Here is a 17170-nt window from a genome sequence, read left to right on the forward strand (position 1 = left end):
TCCCCCGAGGGCACCCAGGTGCTCCGGCGCGACGGACGACCGCAGTCACCGCAGGCGTGGTCGCAGGCACCCGCCCCGAACTACCGGCCCGCTCCGCGGCAGGACCCGCAGCAACCGCCCCCGCAGCAACGACGCGACTGGGCACCGACGCAGCGACCCGAACGGATCGCCGAACCCGCCCCGAACCGTCGCCCGCCGCGCGGGAACACACCACCGCCCGCACCCCCGCGACGCCCTGCGGCACCGCCTTCACGACCGGGCCCGCCCTCACGACCGGCACCACGCCGCCCGCTCGGTGCCCGGCGCATCCTGCGGCGACTCGCGATCGTCCTGGTGGTGCTCGTCGTCGCGATGGGCGCGAGCATGGTCTACCTCGACGGCACACTCGCGCGCGTCGATGCGCTCGCCGATTACGACGGCCGGGTCGGCGACACCCCCGGCACGAACTGGCTGCTCGTCGGCTCCGACAGCCGCGTGGGCCTCACCCCCGAGCAGGAACAGGAACTCGCGACCGGCGGGGAGGTCGGCGCCGACCGCACCGACACGGTGCTGCTCGTCCACATCCCGCCCGGTGGGGGCGCCACGACGATGGTCTCGCTGCCCCGCGATTCCTACGTGAGCGTCCCGGGCTTCGGCCAGGACAAGCTCAACGCGTCGTTCGCGTTGGGCGGACCGCAACTGCTCGTGCAGACGGTCGAGGGCGCCACGGGCGTGCACATCGATCACTACGCCGAGATCGGCTTCGGCGGGTTCGCGTCGATCGTCGACGCGGTCGGCGGGGTCGACATCTGCGTGCCCTATCCGATCGACGACCCCCTCGCCGGACTCAGGCTCGAACCGGGATGCCAGGAGCTCAACGGAGCGCAGGCCCTGGGCTTCGTGCGCACCCGCGCCACCCCGCTCGCCGACCTGGACCGGATGAACAACCAGCGCCTGTTCCTGTCGGCGCTGCTGAGCAAGGCCACCAGTCCCGGCACCTTCCTGAACCCCTTCCGGGCATGGTCGCTGATGTCGGGTGCGGCCGGGTCGCTGCGGGTCGACGACGGCGACCACCTGTGGAACCTCGCACGACTCGCGTGGGCGATGCGCGGCGAGACGGTCACCACGACGGTTCCGGTGGGCGGATTCGACGACGTCTACGGCATCGGCAACGTCTTGCTGTGGGATCGTGAGCGCGCCGTGCCGTTCTTCGGAGCCATCTCGGAGGGCGACCCGATCCCGCCGGAACTGCTCGCTCCGGCCCCCTGACGGACGCCGCGAATCGTCGTCGATCTTGGGGAAGGCTGTCCGAATTTTCCGTAGGGTAGCCGATGCTGCGTTGCCCAAGGGTAGCCAAGGCTTGGATGAAAAGCGTGTTGACCTGCACTAACGTCGTGATCATGACGACGATGGGCGACATGACCAAGACCAAGTTCCACACGCTGCTGCACGACCAGATCCGCCACGAGTTCACGGCGTCGCATCAGTACATCGCCATCGCGGTCTTCTACGACAACACCGATCTCCCGCAGCTGGCGAAGCACTTCTACGCGCAGGCCGTCGAGGAGCGCAACCACGCCATGATGATCGTCCAGTACTTCCTGGACCGCGACATGGCCGTCGACCTCACCGGCGTCGACGCGGTGCAGTCGATGTTCGAGGATGCCCGCGAGCCGATCGCGCTGGCCCTCGCCCAGGAGAAGAAGGTCACCGACCAGATCGTCGAGCTCGCCCGCACCGCGCGCGACGAGGGCGACTACCTCGGCGAGCAGTTCATGCAGTGGTTCCTGCAGGAACAGGTCGAGGAGGTTGCGACGATGACGACCCTGTTGACCGTGGCCGACCGTGCCGGTTCCAACCTCTTCAACCTCGAGGACTTCGTGGCCCGCGAGCTCAACTCGAAGGTGCGCGAGCCGCGCGGCAATGCCCCGCTCGCCGCCGGCGGTGCCATCTGATCGTTCCTCCATCCGGGGACAGCCCACCCGGAACGACGAAGGCCACCTCCCGCAGGAGGTGGCCTTCGTGCTGTCGTGAGCGGGTCAGCGCAGGGTGACCTGGCGGCTGCGCAGGCCGTCGCGCGACCGGCGCTCGGCGGCGGTGAGCGGTTCGTCCACGGCGAGGGCCTCGTCGAGGCGCTGCCCGAACTCGATGGTCGGGGTGACCCATTCGTCGGGGTGCTTCTCGCGGTCGAGGTCGAAGACCGGCACCAGCAGACCGTGGGTGCGGAACGAACCAGCGAACCGCGATCCCTCACCGAGGTGCAGACCGCCCGCCGCGTGCACGCGCGACAGCGCCGCCATCAGCGCGTCCTCGTCCTCGGGGCGCACCCAGCGCAGGTGCGCCTTCTCGCCCGGATCGACCCACCACGCGCCGCGGAGACCGTCGCCTTCGAGACGCGCGGACGGCAGCACGGCTTCGTTCGCGTGCTTGACGGTGTGCGCGATCTCGGCGCTCGGTTCGACACCGGCCGGGATCCACCAGTCGAAGTCGTTGTGGACGGTGATCGCCGGCACGGCTGCCGGGTCGATCAGCTCGGCCAACGGCGGGGTGTCGTCGTCGACACTCGCGACCTGCAGCGACGAGCCCGGCTCGGCCGTGTGCGCCCAGTGCAGGGCCGCGGCCAGTTCACCCGCCGGGTCCGGGCCGAAGCCGGTGGCGAGCTGCAGGCCGACGTACGCGACCGGCTCACCGTTCTCCTCGCGGACCAGGGCCGCTACCCCGCCGGGGAGGATGGTCGCACCCACGACGCGACGGCCGTCCTCGGCCGCGGGCAGCTCCGCGAGGGCCGACGGCACGAACTCGCGCAGTGCCACGAGATCGCATTCGAAGGCGAGTCCTTCGAAGGGCCGGGACGTCGCGGCGGCCGCTGTTTCCCGCTCGAGTCGGCGCTGCTCGAGCTTCGCGGCGCGGTTGCTGCCGGGCTTGGGTCCGCTGTTTCTCTTGCTCTTCTTGGCCACGGCGTCAAACTACACGGCGACCCGTGTCGCGATGTCGAGGTCGCGGGACCGGGTGGGGGTGCTCACCGATCGAAGGCGGCGTCGAGCTGCAGCTTGGTGCGCCCGGGATGGTTGGTGGCGACCCACTCGACGCCCAGCTCGCGGCACAGTTCGACGTCGGCGGGGTCGTCGACGGTCCAGCAGTAGGTGGCCCGGCCCGACAGCGCAGCCCGGTCGACGAGATCGCGGTGCTCGCGCAGCGTCGCGATCGAGGGACCGACAGCGGTCGCGCCGACGGTGGTCGCGGCACTGCCGCGCAGGTAGCGCGAGGTCTCCCCCAGCAACACGGTGGGCAGCAGCGGCGCGGCCCGGCGGATGCGCCAGACGGCCCCCGCCGCGAACGACATCACCACCACCCGGGAGAAATCGGCCGATGCCGGGGTCGCGAGACCGAAGCGGGCCAGTTCGGCGAGCAGTTTGCTCTCCACGAGACCGCCGTAGCGGACGGGATGCTTGGTCTCGACGAAGACCTTCACCGGGACACTCGTGAAGTCCATGACGAGTTCGAGCAGTTGCCGCAGCGTGAGCAGGTCGGCGGGCTCGCCGGGGCGTCCGTAGTCGTACTGCGCGAGCTCGTCGAGGGTCATCTCGCTGACGACACCGGTGCCGTTCGAGGTGCGGTCGATCGTGCGGTCGTGCACGCACACGAGGTGACCGTCGCGGGTGAGCCGCACGTCGCATTCGACGCCGTCGGCACCTTCCTTCAACGCGAGCTCGTAGGCGCCGATCGTGTGTTCCGGGAGGGCGGCGGACGCACCGCGATGCGCGACGACCCGGGGATGCGCGCTGCGGGTCACGGCGCCACCGCCTCAACGCGCTCCTCGTCGTCCGCTCGTTCTCCGGCCGATTCCGGAGCGTCGTCCTGTTCTTCGCGGGCCTGTTCCTGCTCGCGCACGGCGGCGGGGACGATGGGCGCGATCGGCGACGAGGCCGGACCTGCCGCGTGGGTGAAGCGGCGACGGCGCAGCGGCCGTCCCCACAGGTCGGCGTCGTCGAACAGGCGCAGGACGTGCAGGGTCGACAGCGCGACGACCGTCCCGAGCGCCGCGAGGACGGCGGTGAGCAGGACGCCGTCGGCGCGGGCCTGCAGGGTGTCGCGCTGACGCCACGCGAGCAGCGCCATCATGAGCACACCGTTGACCACCCACAGCACCCACCAGGTGCGGATCGCGCGGAGCAACCGCGGGTCGCGGTCGGCGATCTCGGTGAGGAAGACACCGGGCATCGCGAGGTTGAGGCCCGGAACGACCAGCCCCGCGAGGATGGACAGCGGCGACCGCGACTCGGCGAGACCACGCTCGGCGTAGATGCGCCGGCGTAGGTCGATCAACCGCAATCCGGATGCGACCGCCGCGGCCAGCGCCACGACCGGCCCGACCACCTGGGTCGCCCACACCGCGGCATCCGACAACGCGAGCACGAGCGGGTCGACGAGACGGGTGCGGTTGTACAGCAACACTCCGTACCGGACGGCCTCGGCGACCGCCGCGAGACCGAAGACGACGGCGGCGCCGACGAGCAGCGTCGGCGCGAGGTCGGCGGCGGTCTCGGCGCGATCGGGTTCGACGTCCTCGTCCGGGAGCGGATCGAGCAGTCCCCAGCGGGGCATCTCACGATAGGACGGGGTCTCTGGAGCCGGACACCCGTGCGCAGGCGACGTCGGTTCGGTCGTCGGAGCACCACCCGCGGGTCGCGCGACCCAGCGGAAGTTACGGCGCGACGGAGGAACCGTCCCGTCGGGGGCGACGGGTGAGAGCAGCACACCGCGGCAGGCCGGGCACCACTGCCGCGGCTGATATGTCACCGGCCAGCGATTCTCACAGCGCACACAGATCTGATAGGCCGACATCAATAGATCTTTGCCGGTTCGTCGCGCTCGGAGACGAGCGGGAGTCCGTGCTTCTGCCACGCCACCATGCCGCCCGCGACCTGGAAGGTCTCGTACCCGATGCGGGCCAGGTACTCGACCGCTCCGAGGGAGCGGCCGCCCTGCCTGCAGATCACGTAGATCTCGGCGTCGGGGTCGAGTTCCTCGATGTGGGCGGGCACGTCGGCGAGCGGAATGTGCAGCGCGCCGGGGGCGTGTCCGAGTTCCCATTCGTCGTCCTCGCGGACGTCGAGGAGGACGACCTCGTCGCCGAGTTCGGGTACCAGGTCGACCGACACGGTGGGCACGTCGGAAAAGCTCACGTCTCAATAGTGGCACGCGGCGTGAACGGATGTGGGTGTGGTCGTACCGATACTGTTCCGCAGGTGGGGCAGGTGGGTCTTCCACAACACTCCCCATCAACCCCATCCGCTGGAGTTATCCACAGTTTCCACAGGTTCATCAACAGGCCTATCCACGCATGGGGAATCACGCTCGAGACATCTCACAGTGGACAAGCACCCGCCGATGGCCCGCGCCGGTTCCGTCGCTGAAATGATCGGGTCATGGAATTACGCATCTTCACCGAACCCCAGCAGGGCGCCACCTACGACGACCTCCTCGCCGTCGCACAGACCGCGGAACGACTCGGCTACGGCGCGTTCTTCCGCTCCGACCACTACCTGGCCATGAACGCCGAGGGCCTGCCCGGACCGACGGACGCATGGATCACGCTGGCCGGTCTCGCCCGCGACACGTCGACGATCCGCCTCGGCACGCTCGTCACCTCGGCGACCTTCCGGTACCCCGGCCCGCTCGCGATCTCCGTCGCGCAGGTCGACGCCATGAGCGGCGGACGCGTCGACTTCGGATTCGGAGCCGGCTGGTTCGAGGAGGAGCACCTCGCCTACGGCATCCCCTTCCCCACGCTGAAGGAGCGGTTCGACCGCTTCGAGGAGTCCCTCGCGGTCATCACCGGCCTGTGGGACACCCCCGAGGGCGAGACGTTCTCGTACGAGGGCGAGCACGTGCGGATCGAGAACTCCCCGGCGCTGCCGAAGCCGTACCAGCGTCCCCACCCACCGATCGTCATGGGCGGCGCAGGCAAGAAGCGCACGCCGGCACTGGCGGCGCGCTACGCCGACGAGTTCAACGTGCCGTTCAAGTCGCTGGACGAGACGAAGGTCCTGTTCGAGCGGGTGCGCTCGGCCTGCCGGGATGCCGGACGCGACCCCGAGGAACTGACCTACTCGAACGCACTCGTGCTGTGCTGCGGCCGGGACGAGGACGAGATCGCGCGTCGCGCGGCACGGATCGGCCGTGAGGTCGACGAACTGCGGGAGAACGGACTCGCGGGCACGCCGCAGGAGTTGATCGAAAAGATCCGCACCTTCGCCGAGGCCGGGACGCAGCGCATCTACCTGCAGGTCCTCGATCTCGCCGATCTCGAGCACCTCGAACTGGTGGCGAACGAGGTCATGCCCGCCGTCGCGGATCTCTGACGCACAGGCGGTGCCTGCAGTCCTAGCCGGGTCAGTGGCTGCTGGTGGAGCCGAGGAACGCTTCGATGTCCCGGCTCCACTCGCGGCTGCGCCGCACCTCGAGACGCCAGTGCGCGAGGGCGAACAGCCCGGCCGCGGCGGCGGCGGAGAACGTCCACAACCACACCCCGGACAGCACGGCGGTGAACTTCGCGGCGGAGGTGGTCAGCGGGGGCTGCGTGTATTCGCCGGTGCTCCCCTCGACCCAGACCTGCACCTCGCTGCCCGCGGTCGCGAGACTGTCCACCTGGACGAGCGCGTGACGCGTCTCGTCGCCCCAACCCCAGGTCGCGGGGGCCGAGGAGATCTTCACGGTCTCGCCCCATCCGGAGGAGTCGCTCAGGGCATCGGCGTCGAGGACGGCCGTGACGCTGACACGTTCGGCATTCTGCTTCTCGGAGAGTTCGAGCTGGGAGCTCCACATGGTGGCGGACACCCACACCGCGACGGGGATCAGGATCGCCATCACGGCGATCATGAGGGTGAAGCAGCGCGCCTCGAGCTTGTCGGTGCGACGCACGAGCGGATCCCGCCTGCGCAGACTTCGCCGTGTACGCCGCAGATACCCCGCTCTGGTCGTCATGTCGGCAAGCCGTCCCTTTCCCCCTCTGGAATGATCCCTTCTTCCAGAATGCGTCCGCCTTCGGGGAAGTTCAAGGAACGCCAACGCATCTCACACTCGCACTGCGAGCGGAGATGTGGTGCGCGACACCGTCGAACCCTGAGGCCCGACGCTCTCTCAGGCGCCGAGGCCCACCGGGCAACTCACGCCGGTGGCGTGGACGGGGCAGTAGCCGTTGGGATTCTTCGCGAGGTACTGCTGGTGGTAGTCCTCCGCGTAGTAGAACTGCGTGAGCGGGGCGATCTCCGTGGTGATCTGCCCGTATCCGGCGTCGGCCAGTCGCTTGCCGAACGCTTCGGCCGTGGCCTCGGCGACCTCGATCTGCGTCTCGTCGTGGGTGTAGATCGCCGAGCGGTACTGGGTGCCGTGGTCGTTGCCCTGCCGCATGCCCTGGGTGGGGTCGTGGTTCTCCCAGAACTGCTGCAGGATGTGTTCGTAGCCGATCACCTTCGGGTCGAAGACGACGAGCACCACCTCGGTGTGCCCGGTCCGGCCGGAACACACCTCCTCGTAGGTGGGGTTGGGGGTGTAGCCGCCGGAATAGCCGACCGCGGTCGAGTAGACGCCGTCGAGCTGCCAGAACTCCTTCTCGGCGCCCCAGAAGCAACCCATGCCGACGACTGCGGCCTGCAGGCCCTCGGGGAAGGGGGGAACGATGCGGTTGCCGTTGACGTAGTGGGTCTCGGGGACGGGCAGCGGTTCGGCGCGACCGGGGAGCGCGTCCTCGCGCGTCACCATCTGCGACTTCGAACCTGCACGGGCGAGGATCTCGTCGAACCAGGACATGACCCGATGCTACGCGCGGGTCGGAGCGACAGTCCGTTCGTCGGAAGCGACCTGCTTCGGCGCGAGCCAGCGGCTCTTGATCCAGTGCGCAGCCGGAACCTCGACGCTGCGGTACAGCACCTCGGCGACGAGACCGCAGCCGATCAGCAGCAGCACGATCGCCGCGGTCGTGCCGACGATGCCCACGGTGTTCTCGTAGATCCGGTACATCACGAGGGTGTGGGTCAGGTAGATGCAGTAGCTGCGAGTCGCGACCCAGGAGACGACGGTCGAGCGCGCGAGGCGCCCGTCGTACCGCGCGACCAGCACGATCGCCGCGAAGACCACCGTCACCGTCCACAGATAGCGGCTGCCCGACCAGTAGACGTTGATGTCCGTGGCCATCACGATCACCGCGATCTGCGCGAACATCGCCGCCAGCAGGGCGCGCAGCGAAATCAGGCCGGCCCAGCCGAAGTACACGATCTGCCCCAGGAACAAGGTCGGCAGCGTCGACGCGATCTTCGACAGGAACGGCACCGTGTACGGCTCGGGCACGTACAGGTTGTAGAGGAGCACCAGCATGCACAGCACGGCGCCGAGCATCGGCACCGCCACCGGCGCCGTCCGCAGCAGCGACCGTCCCGCCACGCACCACAGGTAGAACGAGATCTGTGCGGCGAGCGTCCACACCACGCCGAGCACGATCACCTGTGGTTTCAGGAAGAACGCAGCCAGGAAGAAGGACAGGAACGCCTCGGAGACCGACACCGTGGTGTGGCCGCTGAAGGTGCCGTTGATGCCGAGCCACACGAGCACGACCGCGGCGAGGATCGCCACCCAGAAGGCCGGCAGGAGCCGCGCGGCCCGGGCGATGAGGAACTTCCGGCGGTCCTGCCGGATCGCGGACCGGGTGACGAGCATGCCCGTGAGCATCATGAACGCCGTCACCCCGACGGACGACAGGTGCTGGTTGAGGCCGGCGCCCTTGACGAGTACCTCGTAGGTGAGGTCGATGCCCCACCAGCCCGTCCCGAGGTCGTCGATCAGGTAGAAGGCGATGTGGGAGTAGAGCACGGCCGCGACCGCGACGAACCGGACGACATCGACGCCCGGCAGATCCACACGCGGTGCATCGGCCCCGCGTGTCGGTTCGTTCAGGAAGGGCCGAAACACGCGCCAATGTTAAGGTCCCGTTCACGCAGCCGTTGCCGATGGTCCCGATATCCGACTGTTTGCGCTGGTGAGAGCTATTTTCCGGACGCGTGGGCCGTTCCGGGTGCTCTCCGACACAGTCGCGGTCCGATCGTGTCCGCATTACGGGGAATGTTGCGGACGGTGTAGTTATGGACTTGGGTGGAAACCCGAGAAGGTACGGAATAACTGCACGGGCCGGACGGCCCGGTGAAGAAGGGACCCTTCGTGGCTGAATACACACTTCCGGACTTGCCCTACGACTACGCAGCGCTCGAGCCGCACATCTCGGCGAAGATCATGGAGCTGCACCATTCGAAGCACCACGCCACCTACGTCGCCGGTGCGAACACCGCTCTCGAGAAGCTGGCCGAGGCCCGCGAGAACGGCACCATGGCGGCCCAGGCGACCAAGCTCGAGAAGGACCTCGCCTTCCACCTGGGTGGTCACACCAACCACTCCGTCTTCTGGAACAACCTCTCCCCCGAGGGTGGCGACAAGCCCGAGGGTGAGCTCGCTGCTGCGATCGACGATGCCTTCGGTTCGTTCGACAAGTTCCGCGATCACTTCTCCGCGAACGCGAACTCCATCCAGGGCTCCGGCTGGTCGATCCTCGCGTGGGATTCGATCGGACAGCGTCTGATCATCGTCCAGCTGTACGACCAGCAGGGCAACATCCCGATCGGCCTGACCCCGCTGCTCATGCTCGACATGTGGGAGCACGCCTTCTACCTGCAGTACCAGAACGTCAAGGCCGACTACGTCAAGGCCTTCTGGAACATCGTCAACTGGGCGGACGTGCAGGCTCGCTTCGAGCGCGCTCGCACCGCCACCTCGGGCCTGATCGTCTAGTACGGATCGGTCATACAGGTCGCGAGACCGACAGCGAGGGCGCCGGGACACCGGCGCCCTTCGTCGTCTCCGGGCCTGGTCTTTCCTATCCGCTACAGGAATCGCTATCCGCCGCAGCAATTGCCGAGGCGGATAGCAAGAGGTGTAGCGGCAGTGCTGGCACTCGACACCTCTTGTGTGCCGACGAAGAAAACGGGCATTCTCCCCTTACCGACCGAGAGGGAGGAGTGGGATGAACGCCGAGGAACACAGCCGCATCGAGCTGTCCGCATTCCAGTCCGCCGGGTCGCTTCGAGGTTTCGTCGTCTCGGGCAGATGGCCCGCGACCACCCGCGAATGGGCCCAGGTGCTGGCGATGACGGTGCGGATCGCGTCGCTGCCGGGACTGCTGCCCACCTCGACGGTCTTCGGGGTCAAAGAAGAACTGCCCGACGACCCCGAGCCCGGAACCGTGGGCCTCGTGGTCGCCGAAGGTCCGGTGCTCGGCGAGCGTGCCGTGCAGCCCGGACGGTTCGCCGAGCATCAGCCGCCGGCACTGATCATGCTGCATCCGCCGTCGGAGACGACGCCGTCACTGCCGGAGAACGCCGGCGCCGCCTCGGGCTGCGTGCTGCTCCCCGGGATCCCACATCTCGGGCTCGAGCATCGCGCCGCGTGGGTCGAGGCCGAACCGGACGGCACGGTGACGGCACTGGTCAGCAAGGTGGGAGTGGATCCGGGCAACGACCCCGACACCGCGATTCTGGCTATGCTGCTCGCTTCGTGAGGGCGCCCTGAAAACGAGAGTTCGGTTCTCCGAAAGTTAGCATTGCCTTTACAGAATTCGGTTCGCCGGGCTAACGTTGTCGTCGGCGAAGGGGAGTAGCCCCCAATCGCAGGGTCGACATACTGGCGGCGCCCGACAACGGCACTGCCCGGCCCCGCGGACCGGATCATCCTCCGGTGGGCGAGACCTTCGGCCGCTGGTCGCACCGTGCGTCCGGCGTCCGGAGGAAGCCCCGTTTCCTCCATACGAAAGGAGGAAACGCATATGTGGTCCGCGCTCGTCCTGTCCTTCGCAGTCGTCTTCGTCGCCGAACTCGGCGACAAATCCCAGCTCATGGCGATGACCTTCGCCCTGCGGTATCGCTGGTGGGTCGTCCTGTCGGGGATCCTGTTCGCGACCACCGCGGTGCACCTCGTGTCAGTGGCTGTCGGGCACTATCTGGGTGTCGCGATCCCCGCGACCGCCATCTCCATCGTCGGCGGCATCGCCTTCCTGATCTTCGGCGCGTGGACGCTGCGCGGCGACTCCCTCGACGACGACGAGCAGTCCAAGGCCGGACGCGTGGCGCGCTCCGCCTTCCTCGCCGTGACCTCCGCGTTCCTCCTCGCCGAGCTCGGCGACAAGACGATGCTCGCGACCATCACGCTCGCGACCGACAACAACTGGGCCGGGGTGTGGATCGGGTCCACCGTCGGCATGGTCGCCGCCGACGCGCTGGCCATCGTCATCGGTGCCGTGCTCGGCCGGCACCTTCCCGACAACGCCATCCGTTACGGCGCCGCCGCGTTGTTCTTCGGCTTCGGCGCGTGGATGCTCGGCGACGGCCTGTTCCCGGCGACCGGCGTCGTCGGACCGATCGCCGGCGCGGTGGCCCTGCTGCTGTCCGTCGCCGCGATGGTGGTCGTCCGCCGGCGCGCCCGCCGTGTCACGGAGGACGAGGCCCCGGCGCTCATGCGTCCCTGATCACCGTTCCGAACAGTGTCTTTCCACTCTGCACAGGAGTATGCTTGCCGATAGGCAAATAAATTCGGAGGTGGTTCCATGTCTGAACTCACGGACAGCACCCCTCGATCCGAAACTCCTCCGTTCGACGCGGAAGACGTCCATCGTCTGCGTATCGCGATCGGACGGATCTCCCGCCGCATGGGCATGTTCGCCTCGGAGGAAGGGCTGACGCGTTCGCAGTCGACCCTCCTCACGACCGTCGCCCGCCACGCGACGATCGGAGTCCGCGACCTCGCGGAGATCGAAGGGCTCAACCCCACCATGTGTTCGCGCATGGTGGGCAAACTCGAAGACGCCGGGTTGCTCACCCGGTCCCCCGACACCGACGACAAGCGTGTCGTCCGCGTCCACATCACTCCCGCCGGTGCCGCACTCTCGGCGGAACTGCGCGACCGCCGCACCGCCCTGTTCGCCCGTCACCTCACCGAACTGAGCGACCGGCACCTCGAAGCTCTGCACGACGCACTGCCCGCCCTCGAGGCACTCTCGCAGCGCGTCGCCGATTCACCGCGCCCCTCCGCCGGGAGGGGTCGCCCGTGACAATGCTCGCCGACATCAGAGGACAGACCTTCGCCGCCCTGCGCGGCCCCAACTTCCGCCTCTACATCAGCGGCCAGGCCGTCTCGCTCATCGGCACGTGGATGCAGACGGTCGCGCAGTCGTGGCTCGTCCTGCAGCTCACCGGCTCCGCGACCGCCATCGGCATCGTGCTCGCACTGCAGACCGTGCCGATGCTGCTGCTCGGCCCCTACGGCGGCGTGGTCGCCGACCGCTCCGACAAACGCCGGCTCATGATCGGGTTGCAGACCCTCATGGGTGTGCAGGCCCTGATCCTGGGGCTGCTCGTCGTCACCGACACGATCGCCCTGTGGCACGTCTACGTCCTGGCGGTCGCGCTCGGCCTCAACCAGTGCTTCGAGAACCCCACCCGACAGTCGTTCATGCTCGAACTGGTCGGTCCGGAGGATCTGCGGAACGCCGTGAGCCTGCAGTCGGTCCTCGCCTCGTGCTCCCGCATGATCGGCCCGGCCGTCGCCGGCCTGGTCATCGCCGCGGGCGGACTCGGCGTGTGCTTCCTGCTCAACGCCGCGAGCTTCGTTGCCGTCGTCACCTCCTTGCTGCGACTCGACGTCTCCCGGCTCCAGCGCTCCCCCGCCGCCGCCCGCGCGAAGGGACAGCTGCGTGAGGGTTTCGCCTACGTCCGCAGCACGCCCGACCTGGCCGTCCCGCTGTCGATGATGGCGCTCGTCGGATGTCTGGCCTTCGAGTTCCAGGTGGTTCTGCCGGTCTTGGCCGACCACACCTTCGCTGCCGGTGCCGGGGCCTACGGCTTCCTCACCGCCGCGATGGGCGCCGGATCGGTGGTGGGGGGCCTCGCCGTCGCCACCTGGGGTCGCACCGGAACCCGGCCGCTGATCCTCACCTCCCTCGCGTTCGGCATCGCCATGGCGGTCGCCGCCGCGGCCCCGAACCTGACCACGCTCATCGTGCTCATGGTGATCGTGGGCGCACTGAGCGTGACGTTCACGTCCACCACCAACAGTTCGCTGCAACTCGCCTCCGCGCCGACGATGCGCGGACGGGTGATGGCCCTGTGGTCGGTCGCCTTCCTCGGCTCCACGGCCATCGGCGGTCCCATCGCCGGATGGGTCTGCGAGCAGTGGGGTGGCCGGGCCGGATTGCTGCTCGGTGCCGTCGCGTGTCTCGTCGCCGCGGCGATGGGAGTCGTCGCACTGCGCCGCCGGACCGCGACCCCCGCGGAACCCGCGGCCGTGACCGGTTAGGGTTCGTGACGAACGACACTCACACGCCGTAGGGCTCTGTGAGAGAACCCGACGGAGTCGGACTCGGTGCCAACGAGCCCGAACCCGTCGGGTTCACGCAGCCCTCGGCTCGGGACAGGAGATACGAACAGTGGAGATTCAGGGATCCGCCGCACTGGTGACCGGCGCCGCATCCGGTCTCGGCGCCGCAACCGCACGCCGTCTCGCCGACGCCGGAGCCACCGTCTTCGGCCTCGACCTGCAGCAGTCCATCGACCGCGTCGGCGATGCCGCACCCGCGGGTGTCACGCTCCTCGCCACCGACGTGACCAGCGGCGACGAGGTGCAGGCCGCCGTCGACCGCATCGTCGAGTCGGGTGTTCCGCTGCGCATCGTCGTCAACTGCGCCGGTGTCGGCTGGGCCGGCCGCATCCTGTCGAAGAACGGCCCGCACGACCTCGAGCTGTTCCGCACGGTCATCACCGTCAACCTGCTCGGCACCTTCAACGTCATGCGCCTCGCGGCCGACGCGATCTCCAAGACCGAGACGGTCGACGAGTCGGGTCAGCGCGGCGTCGTCATCAACACCGCCTCGGTGGCGGCGTTCGAGGGCCAGATCGGTCAGATCGCGTACTCCGCGTCGAAGGGTGGCGTGCACGGCATGACCGTCCCCGCCGCACGCGACCTCGCGCAGTTCGGCATCCGCGTCAACACCATCGCCCCCGGCATCGTCGACACCCCGATGCTCGCCGGTGTCACCGAGGAGTACCGCAAGGGCCTCGAGGCCGGTGTGCCGTTCCCGTCGCGGCTCGCCCAGCCCGCCGAGTACGCGCAGCTCGCGCAGATGATCGTCGAGCACGACTACCTCAACGGTGAGACCATCCGCATGGACGGCGCGCTGCGCATGGCGCCGCGGTAACCCTTCCTCCGGTAACCCCGCCTCTTCCGTGCGCGTTTCCGGCAGTTCCGGCTGCCGGGAACGCGCACATGCGTTAGACCGGACCCATGCGGATCGTTCTCGCCGTGGTGCTCGTCGTCGCGCTCGTCGGCGTCGCCGGGTGGGCGCTGCAACGACGCCTGATCTACCTGCCCGACAGCTCCACTCCCCCGCCCGCCGCGACCGTCCTGCCCGGTGCCGAGGACGTCGTGCTCACCACCGACGACGGTCTCGAACTCGAGGCCTGGTTCGTGCCCGGTCGCGCCCCCGACGGCCCCGGAGCCGACTTCACCGTTCTCCTCGCTCCAGGTAACGGCGGCAACCGACTCGGCCGCGTCGACACCGCCGCCGACCTCGCCGCGGCGGGTTTCTCGACGCTCCTGTTCGACTACCGCGGGTACGGCGGCAATCCCGGCTCCCCCACTGAGGAGGGTCTCGCCGCCGACGCCCGCGCGGCCCTCGAGCATCTCCGTTCACGCGGCGACGTCGACCCCGCCCGGGTGCTGTACTTCGGGGAGAGCCTCGGCTGCGCCGTGGTCACCGCGCTCGCCGTCGACGAACCTCCCGCCGGGATGCTGCTGCGCTCGCCGTTCACCGATCTCGCCGCCGTGGCCCGGCACCACTATCCCTTCGTGCCCGCCGCACTGTTGAAGGACGAGTTCCCCGTCGCCGAACTCGTCGGCCACATCGACGTGCCGATCACGGTCGTCTACGGCACCGCCGACAGCATCGTCCCGCCGGCCCAGAGCTCGGCAGTCGCCGATGCCGCCCGATGGCTGCACGAGCGGGTCGAGCTCGACGGTCTCGAACACAACGATCCGCCGATGTTCGGCGCGCCCGTGGTGGACGCACTGATCCGGCTCAGAGCAGGCCTGTGAGCCTGGCGGAGCCGTCGACGAGGAATCTCACCAGATCGGGATCGGGTTGCACCTTCGCGGCCGACCCGTGCAGGTACAGGCCGCCGACGACGAAGGACGACGAGTCGCGGATCGGGACGGCCAGCGCCGCCCTGCCCAGCCGGGTCTCCTGGCACTCCTTCGCGTAACCGGACGAGATGATGTCGCGCAGCTCCCGCGCCAGCGACTCGCGCTCGCACATCGTGAACTCGGTGAGCCGGCGAAACTCGGCGTCCGGTGCCGCCCCCGGGGCATGTGTGCCGGCATCAGCTTGCCGCCGAACCACGCGCGTGTCACGACCTGCGCTACAGGTCCTCGATGAACGGGATGTCGAGCACCGCGCGATCACTCATCCACTCGCGCAGGACCTTCGTGGCGATCACGTCGTCCTCGTTGTACTCGAGCAACCGCACACGCTGCGCCGGATCGGGCTCGCCCGCCATGCCCACGGCCTCGCGGTACCAGCTCATCGACGCCTCACCCCCGGCCTCGGCGTCACGCCAGTGATGCCCCGCGATCGGTGCGATCTTCTTCAGCCCCTTGCCGTTCGGACACACGAACTGGTCGGTGACGGCCTGGAAGATGTCGACCCACTCGTTCGAACCGATGAACGCCTTGACCTCCGCGAGCTCCGGCACACCCGGGAAGCCGTGGAACCGCCGCGCCGACGACAGCAACCACTTGTCCTCCGCCGACCGCGAATAGCAGTAGGCCGCAAAAGTCTTCCCACGACGTTCGGCCGCGCGCCGCTGGTCCGACAGCCAGCGCCAGAACTCGGCGAACGAGCGTGCCTCGTCGTCGGTCGGCACGGGCTCCCACGTCGCGAACGGGATGTACTCGGAGGACGATCTCGAATTGAGCAGCGTGCCCCACAGATAGGCGCCGTGCTCGTGGTAGCTCTCCATGTCGATGTCGACCTCGACGTCGGCGCGGTGGACGTGCACGTGCCGGTAGCGACGCACGAGCGGCGCACCGGCGATCCACGCCCGCGCCGTGACGATCGCGTCCTCGAACGAACCCTGCGGCCACGCTTCCGGTTCCCCGCCCTCCCACCGGGCGAGGCCGTCGATGGTGTGCACCTCGAGTTCGCGCAGCACGGCGGCACGTTGCCCCGGCGCGACGAGCGACACATCCCGGGTGACGGTGAGTTGGGCGCGGCAGCGGTCCCACCACGGGCAGGTCTTGCACTCACCGATCTGCGACGGCGCCGTCGGAGTGAGACCCCGCGCGATCTCGAGTCGGTCCGCCAGGCGGGCGTCGTAGTCGTCGAGGATCTGGTCGAGATCGTGCACGAGGATGCAGTCGCCGCCGTAGCCGATCGCGCCGGCGACCTTCGCGGGGCTCGCGAGTCCGTGACGTTCGAGCATCCGGTACAGGTGCGCGAGGCGCATCTGGTCGCGCACCTGACTGCGCACCTTGCGGGTCTCGTCGACAGCGGGTGCCCACGCGAACAGATCGGTGGTGAGCGCGCCGTGTCCGGGATCGGTGACCTTGTGGTTGACGACGATCACCGGGATGTAGCCGCCGTGTTCGGCGTCGCGCAGCAGGATCTCCGAGCGGCCGCGGCGTCCGGTGTCGGGTTCGCTCGGCAGCACCGCACCCCAGATGCGGTCGGCGCCCGCGCGGCACGCGTCGAGTGTGCGCTCGGCGCGCTGCGACATCGGTCCTTCGGGGGCGACGGGCACCCACCCGTCCGGGTCGGCGTCGAACAGCGTCTGGCGGATCGCCTCGCGATGCGCAGCCGCCGCCTCCTGGCGTTGCCGCGCACCCGGATTCTCGGGTGCATCTGCGAGTTCGTCGGGGAAGGTGGCGTCGAGATAGACCCGGTGGCGGCACCTCGTCAGCGCAGCGGCCTCGAGGGAGACGGCTGTGCGCTGTGACACTCCGCGTCGGGGCCGCGGTAGTTCTCCGGTTGCGTCCACGACATTCCAGGGTATTCCCTGCACAGGCGACGGCTCGCAGCAGCACCGTCACGTTAGGCTGACGC

The 17170-nt window shown here is 68.8% G+C and carries 19 protein-coding genes; 10 read left to right on the plus strand and 9 right to left on the minus strand.

Annotation, left to right across the window (positions count from 1 at the left end):
* Positions 1–18 precede the first annotated feature (18 nt).
* A complete protein-coding gene (locus M3330_RS10965) occupies positions 19–1248 on the plus strand; it encodes an LCP family protein (protein WP_255028733.1) in 1230 nt (409 codons plus the stop codon).
* A 131-nt stretch (positions 1249–1379) separates the two neighbouring features.
* Positions 1380–1934: a ferritin gene (locus tag M3330_RS10970; protein WP_024102650.1), complete on the plus strand. Its 555-nt coding sequence runs from the start codon at positions 1380–1382 to the stop codon at positions 1932–1934.
* Positions 1935–2018: 84 nt separating this feature from the next.
* On the opposite strand, the gene M3330_RS10975 is transcribed toward M3330_RS10970, so the two are convergent.
* From M3330_RS10975 to M3330_RS10990, 4 genes are all read right to left on the minus strand, one after another.
* Positions 2019–2936, minus strand: a complete 918-nt coding sequence (locus M3330_RS10975) for a DUF5926 family protein (protein ID WP_033097860.1) — start codon at positions 2934–2936, stop codon at positions 2019–2021.
* 62 nt (positions 2937–2998) lie between these two features.
* The gene (locus M3330_RS10980) at positions 2999–3772 is read right to left on the minus strand and encodes a glycerophosphodiester phosphodiesterase (protein WP_016694581.1); all 774 of its coding nucleotides are present in this window, start codon (positions 3770–3772) and stop codon (positions 2999–3001) included.
* Entirely contained in the window at positions 3769–4824 is a 1056-nt protein-coding gene (locus tag M3330_RS10985) for a DUF4328 domain-containing protein (RefSeq protein WP_200359171.1), read from the minus strand. Before M3330_RS10985 ends, M3330_RS10980 begins: the two co-directional genes overlap by 4 nt.
* Positions 4824–5150, minus strand: coding sequence for a rhodanese-like domain-containing protein (locus tag M3330_RS10990; protein WP_006553400.1), 327 nt, complete (start codon positions 5148–5150; stop codon positions 4824–4826). Before M3330_RS10990 ends, M3330_RS10985 begins: the two co-directional genes overlap by 1 nt.
* Before the next feature lie 258 nt (positions 5151–5408).
* Between M3330_RS10990 and M3330_RS10995 the strand changes: the two genes are divergently transcribed.
* Complete coding sequence (locus tag M3330_RS10995; protein WP_006553399.1) at positions 5409–6344, plus strand: LLM class F420-dependent oxidoreductase; 936 nt, start codon at positions 5409–5411, stop codon at positions 6342–6344.
* Between the two features lie 31 nt (positions 6345–6375).
* On the opposite strand, the gene M3330_RS11000 is transcribed toward M3330_RS10995, so the two are convergent.
* From M3330_RS11000 to M3330_RS11010, 3 genes are all read right to left on the minus strand, one after another.
* Positions 6376–6903 carry a hypothetical protein gene (locus M3330_RS11000; RefSeq protein WP_024102646.1) on the minus strand — a complete coding sequence of 176 codons (528 nt, stop codon included), beginning with the start codon at positions 6901–6903 and terminating at the stop codon, positions 6376–6378.
* 219 nt (positions 6904–7122) lie between these two features.
* Positions 7123–7791, minus strand: coding sequence for a peptide-methionine (S)-S-oxide reductase MsrA (gene msrA, locus M3330_RS11005; RefSeq protein ID WP_006553397.1), 669 nt, complete (start codon positions 7789–7791; stop codon positions 7123–7125).
* Positions 7792–7800: 9 nt separating this feature from the next.
* Positions 7801–8895 (minus strand): acyltransferase, encoded by a 1095-nt coding sequence (locus M3330_RS11010; RefSeq protein WP_033097862.1) that lies wholly within the window; start codon positions 8893–8895, stop codon positions 7801–7803.
* A gap of 297 nt (positions 8896–9192) precedes the next feature.
* Here M3330_RS11010 and M3330_RS11015 point away from each other — a divergent pair, with 297 nt between their 5' ends.
* The 7 genes from M3330_RS11015 to M3330_RS11045 all read left to right on the plus strand — a co-directional run bounded on the left by M3330_RS11015 (position 9193) and on the right by M3330_RS11045 (position 15165).
* Positions 9193–9816, plus strand: a complete 624-nt coding sequence (locus M3330_RS11015; RefSeq protein ID WP_006553395.1) for a superoxide dismutase — start codon at positions 9193–9195, stop codon at positions 9814–9816.
* A 232-nt stretch (positions 9817–10048) separates the two neighbouring features.
* On the plus strand, positions 10049–10582 hold the full coding sequence (locus M3330_RS11020; RefSeq protein WP_024102643.1) for a hypothetical protein: 534 nt from the start codon (positions 10049–10051) through the stop codon (positions 10580–10582).
* 264 nt (positions 10583–10846) lie between these two features.
* Positions 10847–11545: a TMEM165/GDT1 family protein gene (locus tag M3330_RS11025; RefSeq protein ID WP_255028734.1), complete on the plus strand. Its 699-nt coding sequence runs from the start codon at positions 10847–10849 to the stop codon at positions 11543–11545.
* Positions 11546–11623: 78 nt separating this feature from the next.
* Positions 11624–12127, plus strand: a complete 504-nt coding sequence (locus M3330_RS11030; RefSeq protein ID WP_255028735.1) for a MarR family winged helix-turn-helix transcriptional regulator — start codon at positions 11624–11626, stop codon at positions 12125–12127.
* Positions 12124–13371: an MFS transporter gene (locus M3330_RS11035; protein ID WP_219129781.1), complete on the plus strand. Its 1248-nt coding sequence runs from the start codon at positions 12124–12126 to the stop codon at positions 13369–13371. Before M3330_RS11030 ends, M3330_RS11035 begins: the two co-directional genes overlap by 4 nt.
* Positions 13372–13501: 130 nt before the next feature.
* Entirely contained in the window at positions 13502–14269 is a 768-nt protein-coding gene (locus tag M3330_RS11040) for an SDR family NAD(P)-dependent oxidoreductase (protein ID WP_006553390.1), read from the plus strand.
* A gap of 86 nt (positions 14270–14355) precedes the next feature.
* Complete coding sequence (locus tag M3330_RS11045) at positions 14356–15165, plus strand: alpha/beta hydrolase (RefSeq protein WP_255028736.1); 810 nt, start codon at positions 14356–14358, stop codon at positions 15163–15165.
* Here M3330_RS11045 and M3330_RS11050 read toward each other — a convergent pair.
* Together M3330_RS11050 and M3330_RS11055 are read right to left on the minus strand one after the other, a co-directional pair.
* Entirely contained in the window at positions 15149–15469 is a 321-nt protein-coding gene (locus tag M3330_RS11050) for an IclR family transcriptional regulator C-terminal domain-containing protein (RefSeq protein ID WP_255028737.1), read from the minus strand. The genes M3330_RS11045 and M3330_RS11050 overlap by 17 nt on opposite strands.
* Before the next feature lie 19 nt (positions 15470–15488).
* Positions 15489–17066, minus strand: coding sequence for a TM0106 family RecB-like putative nuclease (locus M3330_RS11055; RefSeq protein ID WP_219130411.1), 1578 nt, complete (start codon positions 17064–17066; stop codon positions 15489–15491).
* Between the last annotated feature and the right edge of the window lie 104 nt (positions 17067–17170).

It is taken from the genome of Rhodococcus sp. GA1, from assembly GCF_024321955.1.
GTDB classification, from domain to species: Bacteria; Actinomycetota; Actinomycetes; order Mycobacteriales; family Mycobacteriaceae; genus Rhodococcus; species Rhodococcus pyridinivorans.

Bases quoted from the DNA above. Each gene is read 5' to 3' on its own strand.
- M3330_RS10995 (WP_006553399.1), top strand. From the start codon at position 5,409: ATGGAATTACGCATCTTCACCGAACCCCAGCAGGGCGCCACCTACGAC.
- M3330_RS11045 (WP_255028736.1), top strand. From the start codon at position 14,356: ATGCGGATCGTTCTCGCCGTGGTGCTCGTCGTCGCGCTCGTCGGCGTC.
- msrA (WP_006553397.1), bottom strand. From the start codon at position 7,791: ATGTCCTGGTTCGACGAGATCCTCGCCCGTGCAGGTTCGAAGTCGCAG.
- M3330_RS11030 (WP_255028735.1), top strand. From the start codon at position 11,624: ATGTCTGAACTCACGGACAGCACCCCTCGATCCGAAACTCCTCCGTTC.
- M3330_RS10985 (WP_200359171.1), bottom strand. From the start codon at position 4,824: ATGTCGGCCTATCAGATCTGTGTGCGCTGTGAGAATCGCTGGCCGGTG.
- M3330_RS10970 (WP_024102650.1), top strand. From the start codon at position 1,380: ATGACGACGATGGGCGACATGACCAAGACCAAGTTCCACACGCTGCTG.
- M3330_RS11025 (WP_255028734.1), top strand. From the start codon at position 10,847: ATGTGGTCCGCGCTCGTCCTGTCCTTCGCAGTCGTCTTCGTCGCCGAA.
- M3330_RS11020 (WP_024102643.1), top strand. From the start codon at position 10,049: ATGAACGCCGAGGAACACAGCCGCATCGAGCTGTCCGCATTCCAGTCC.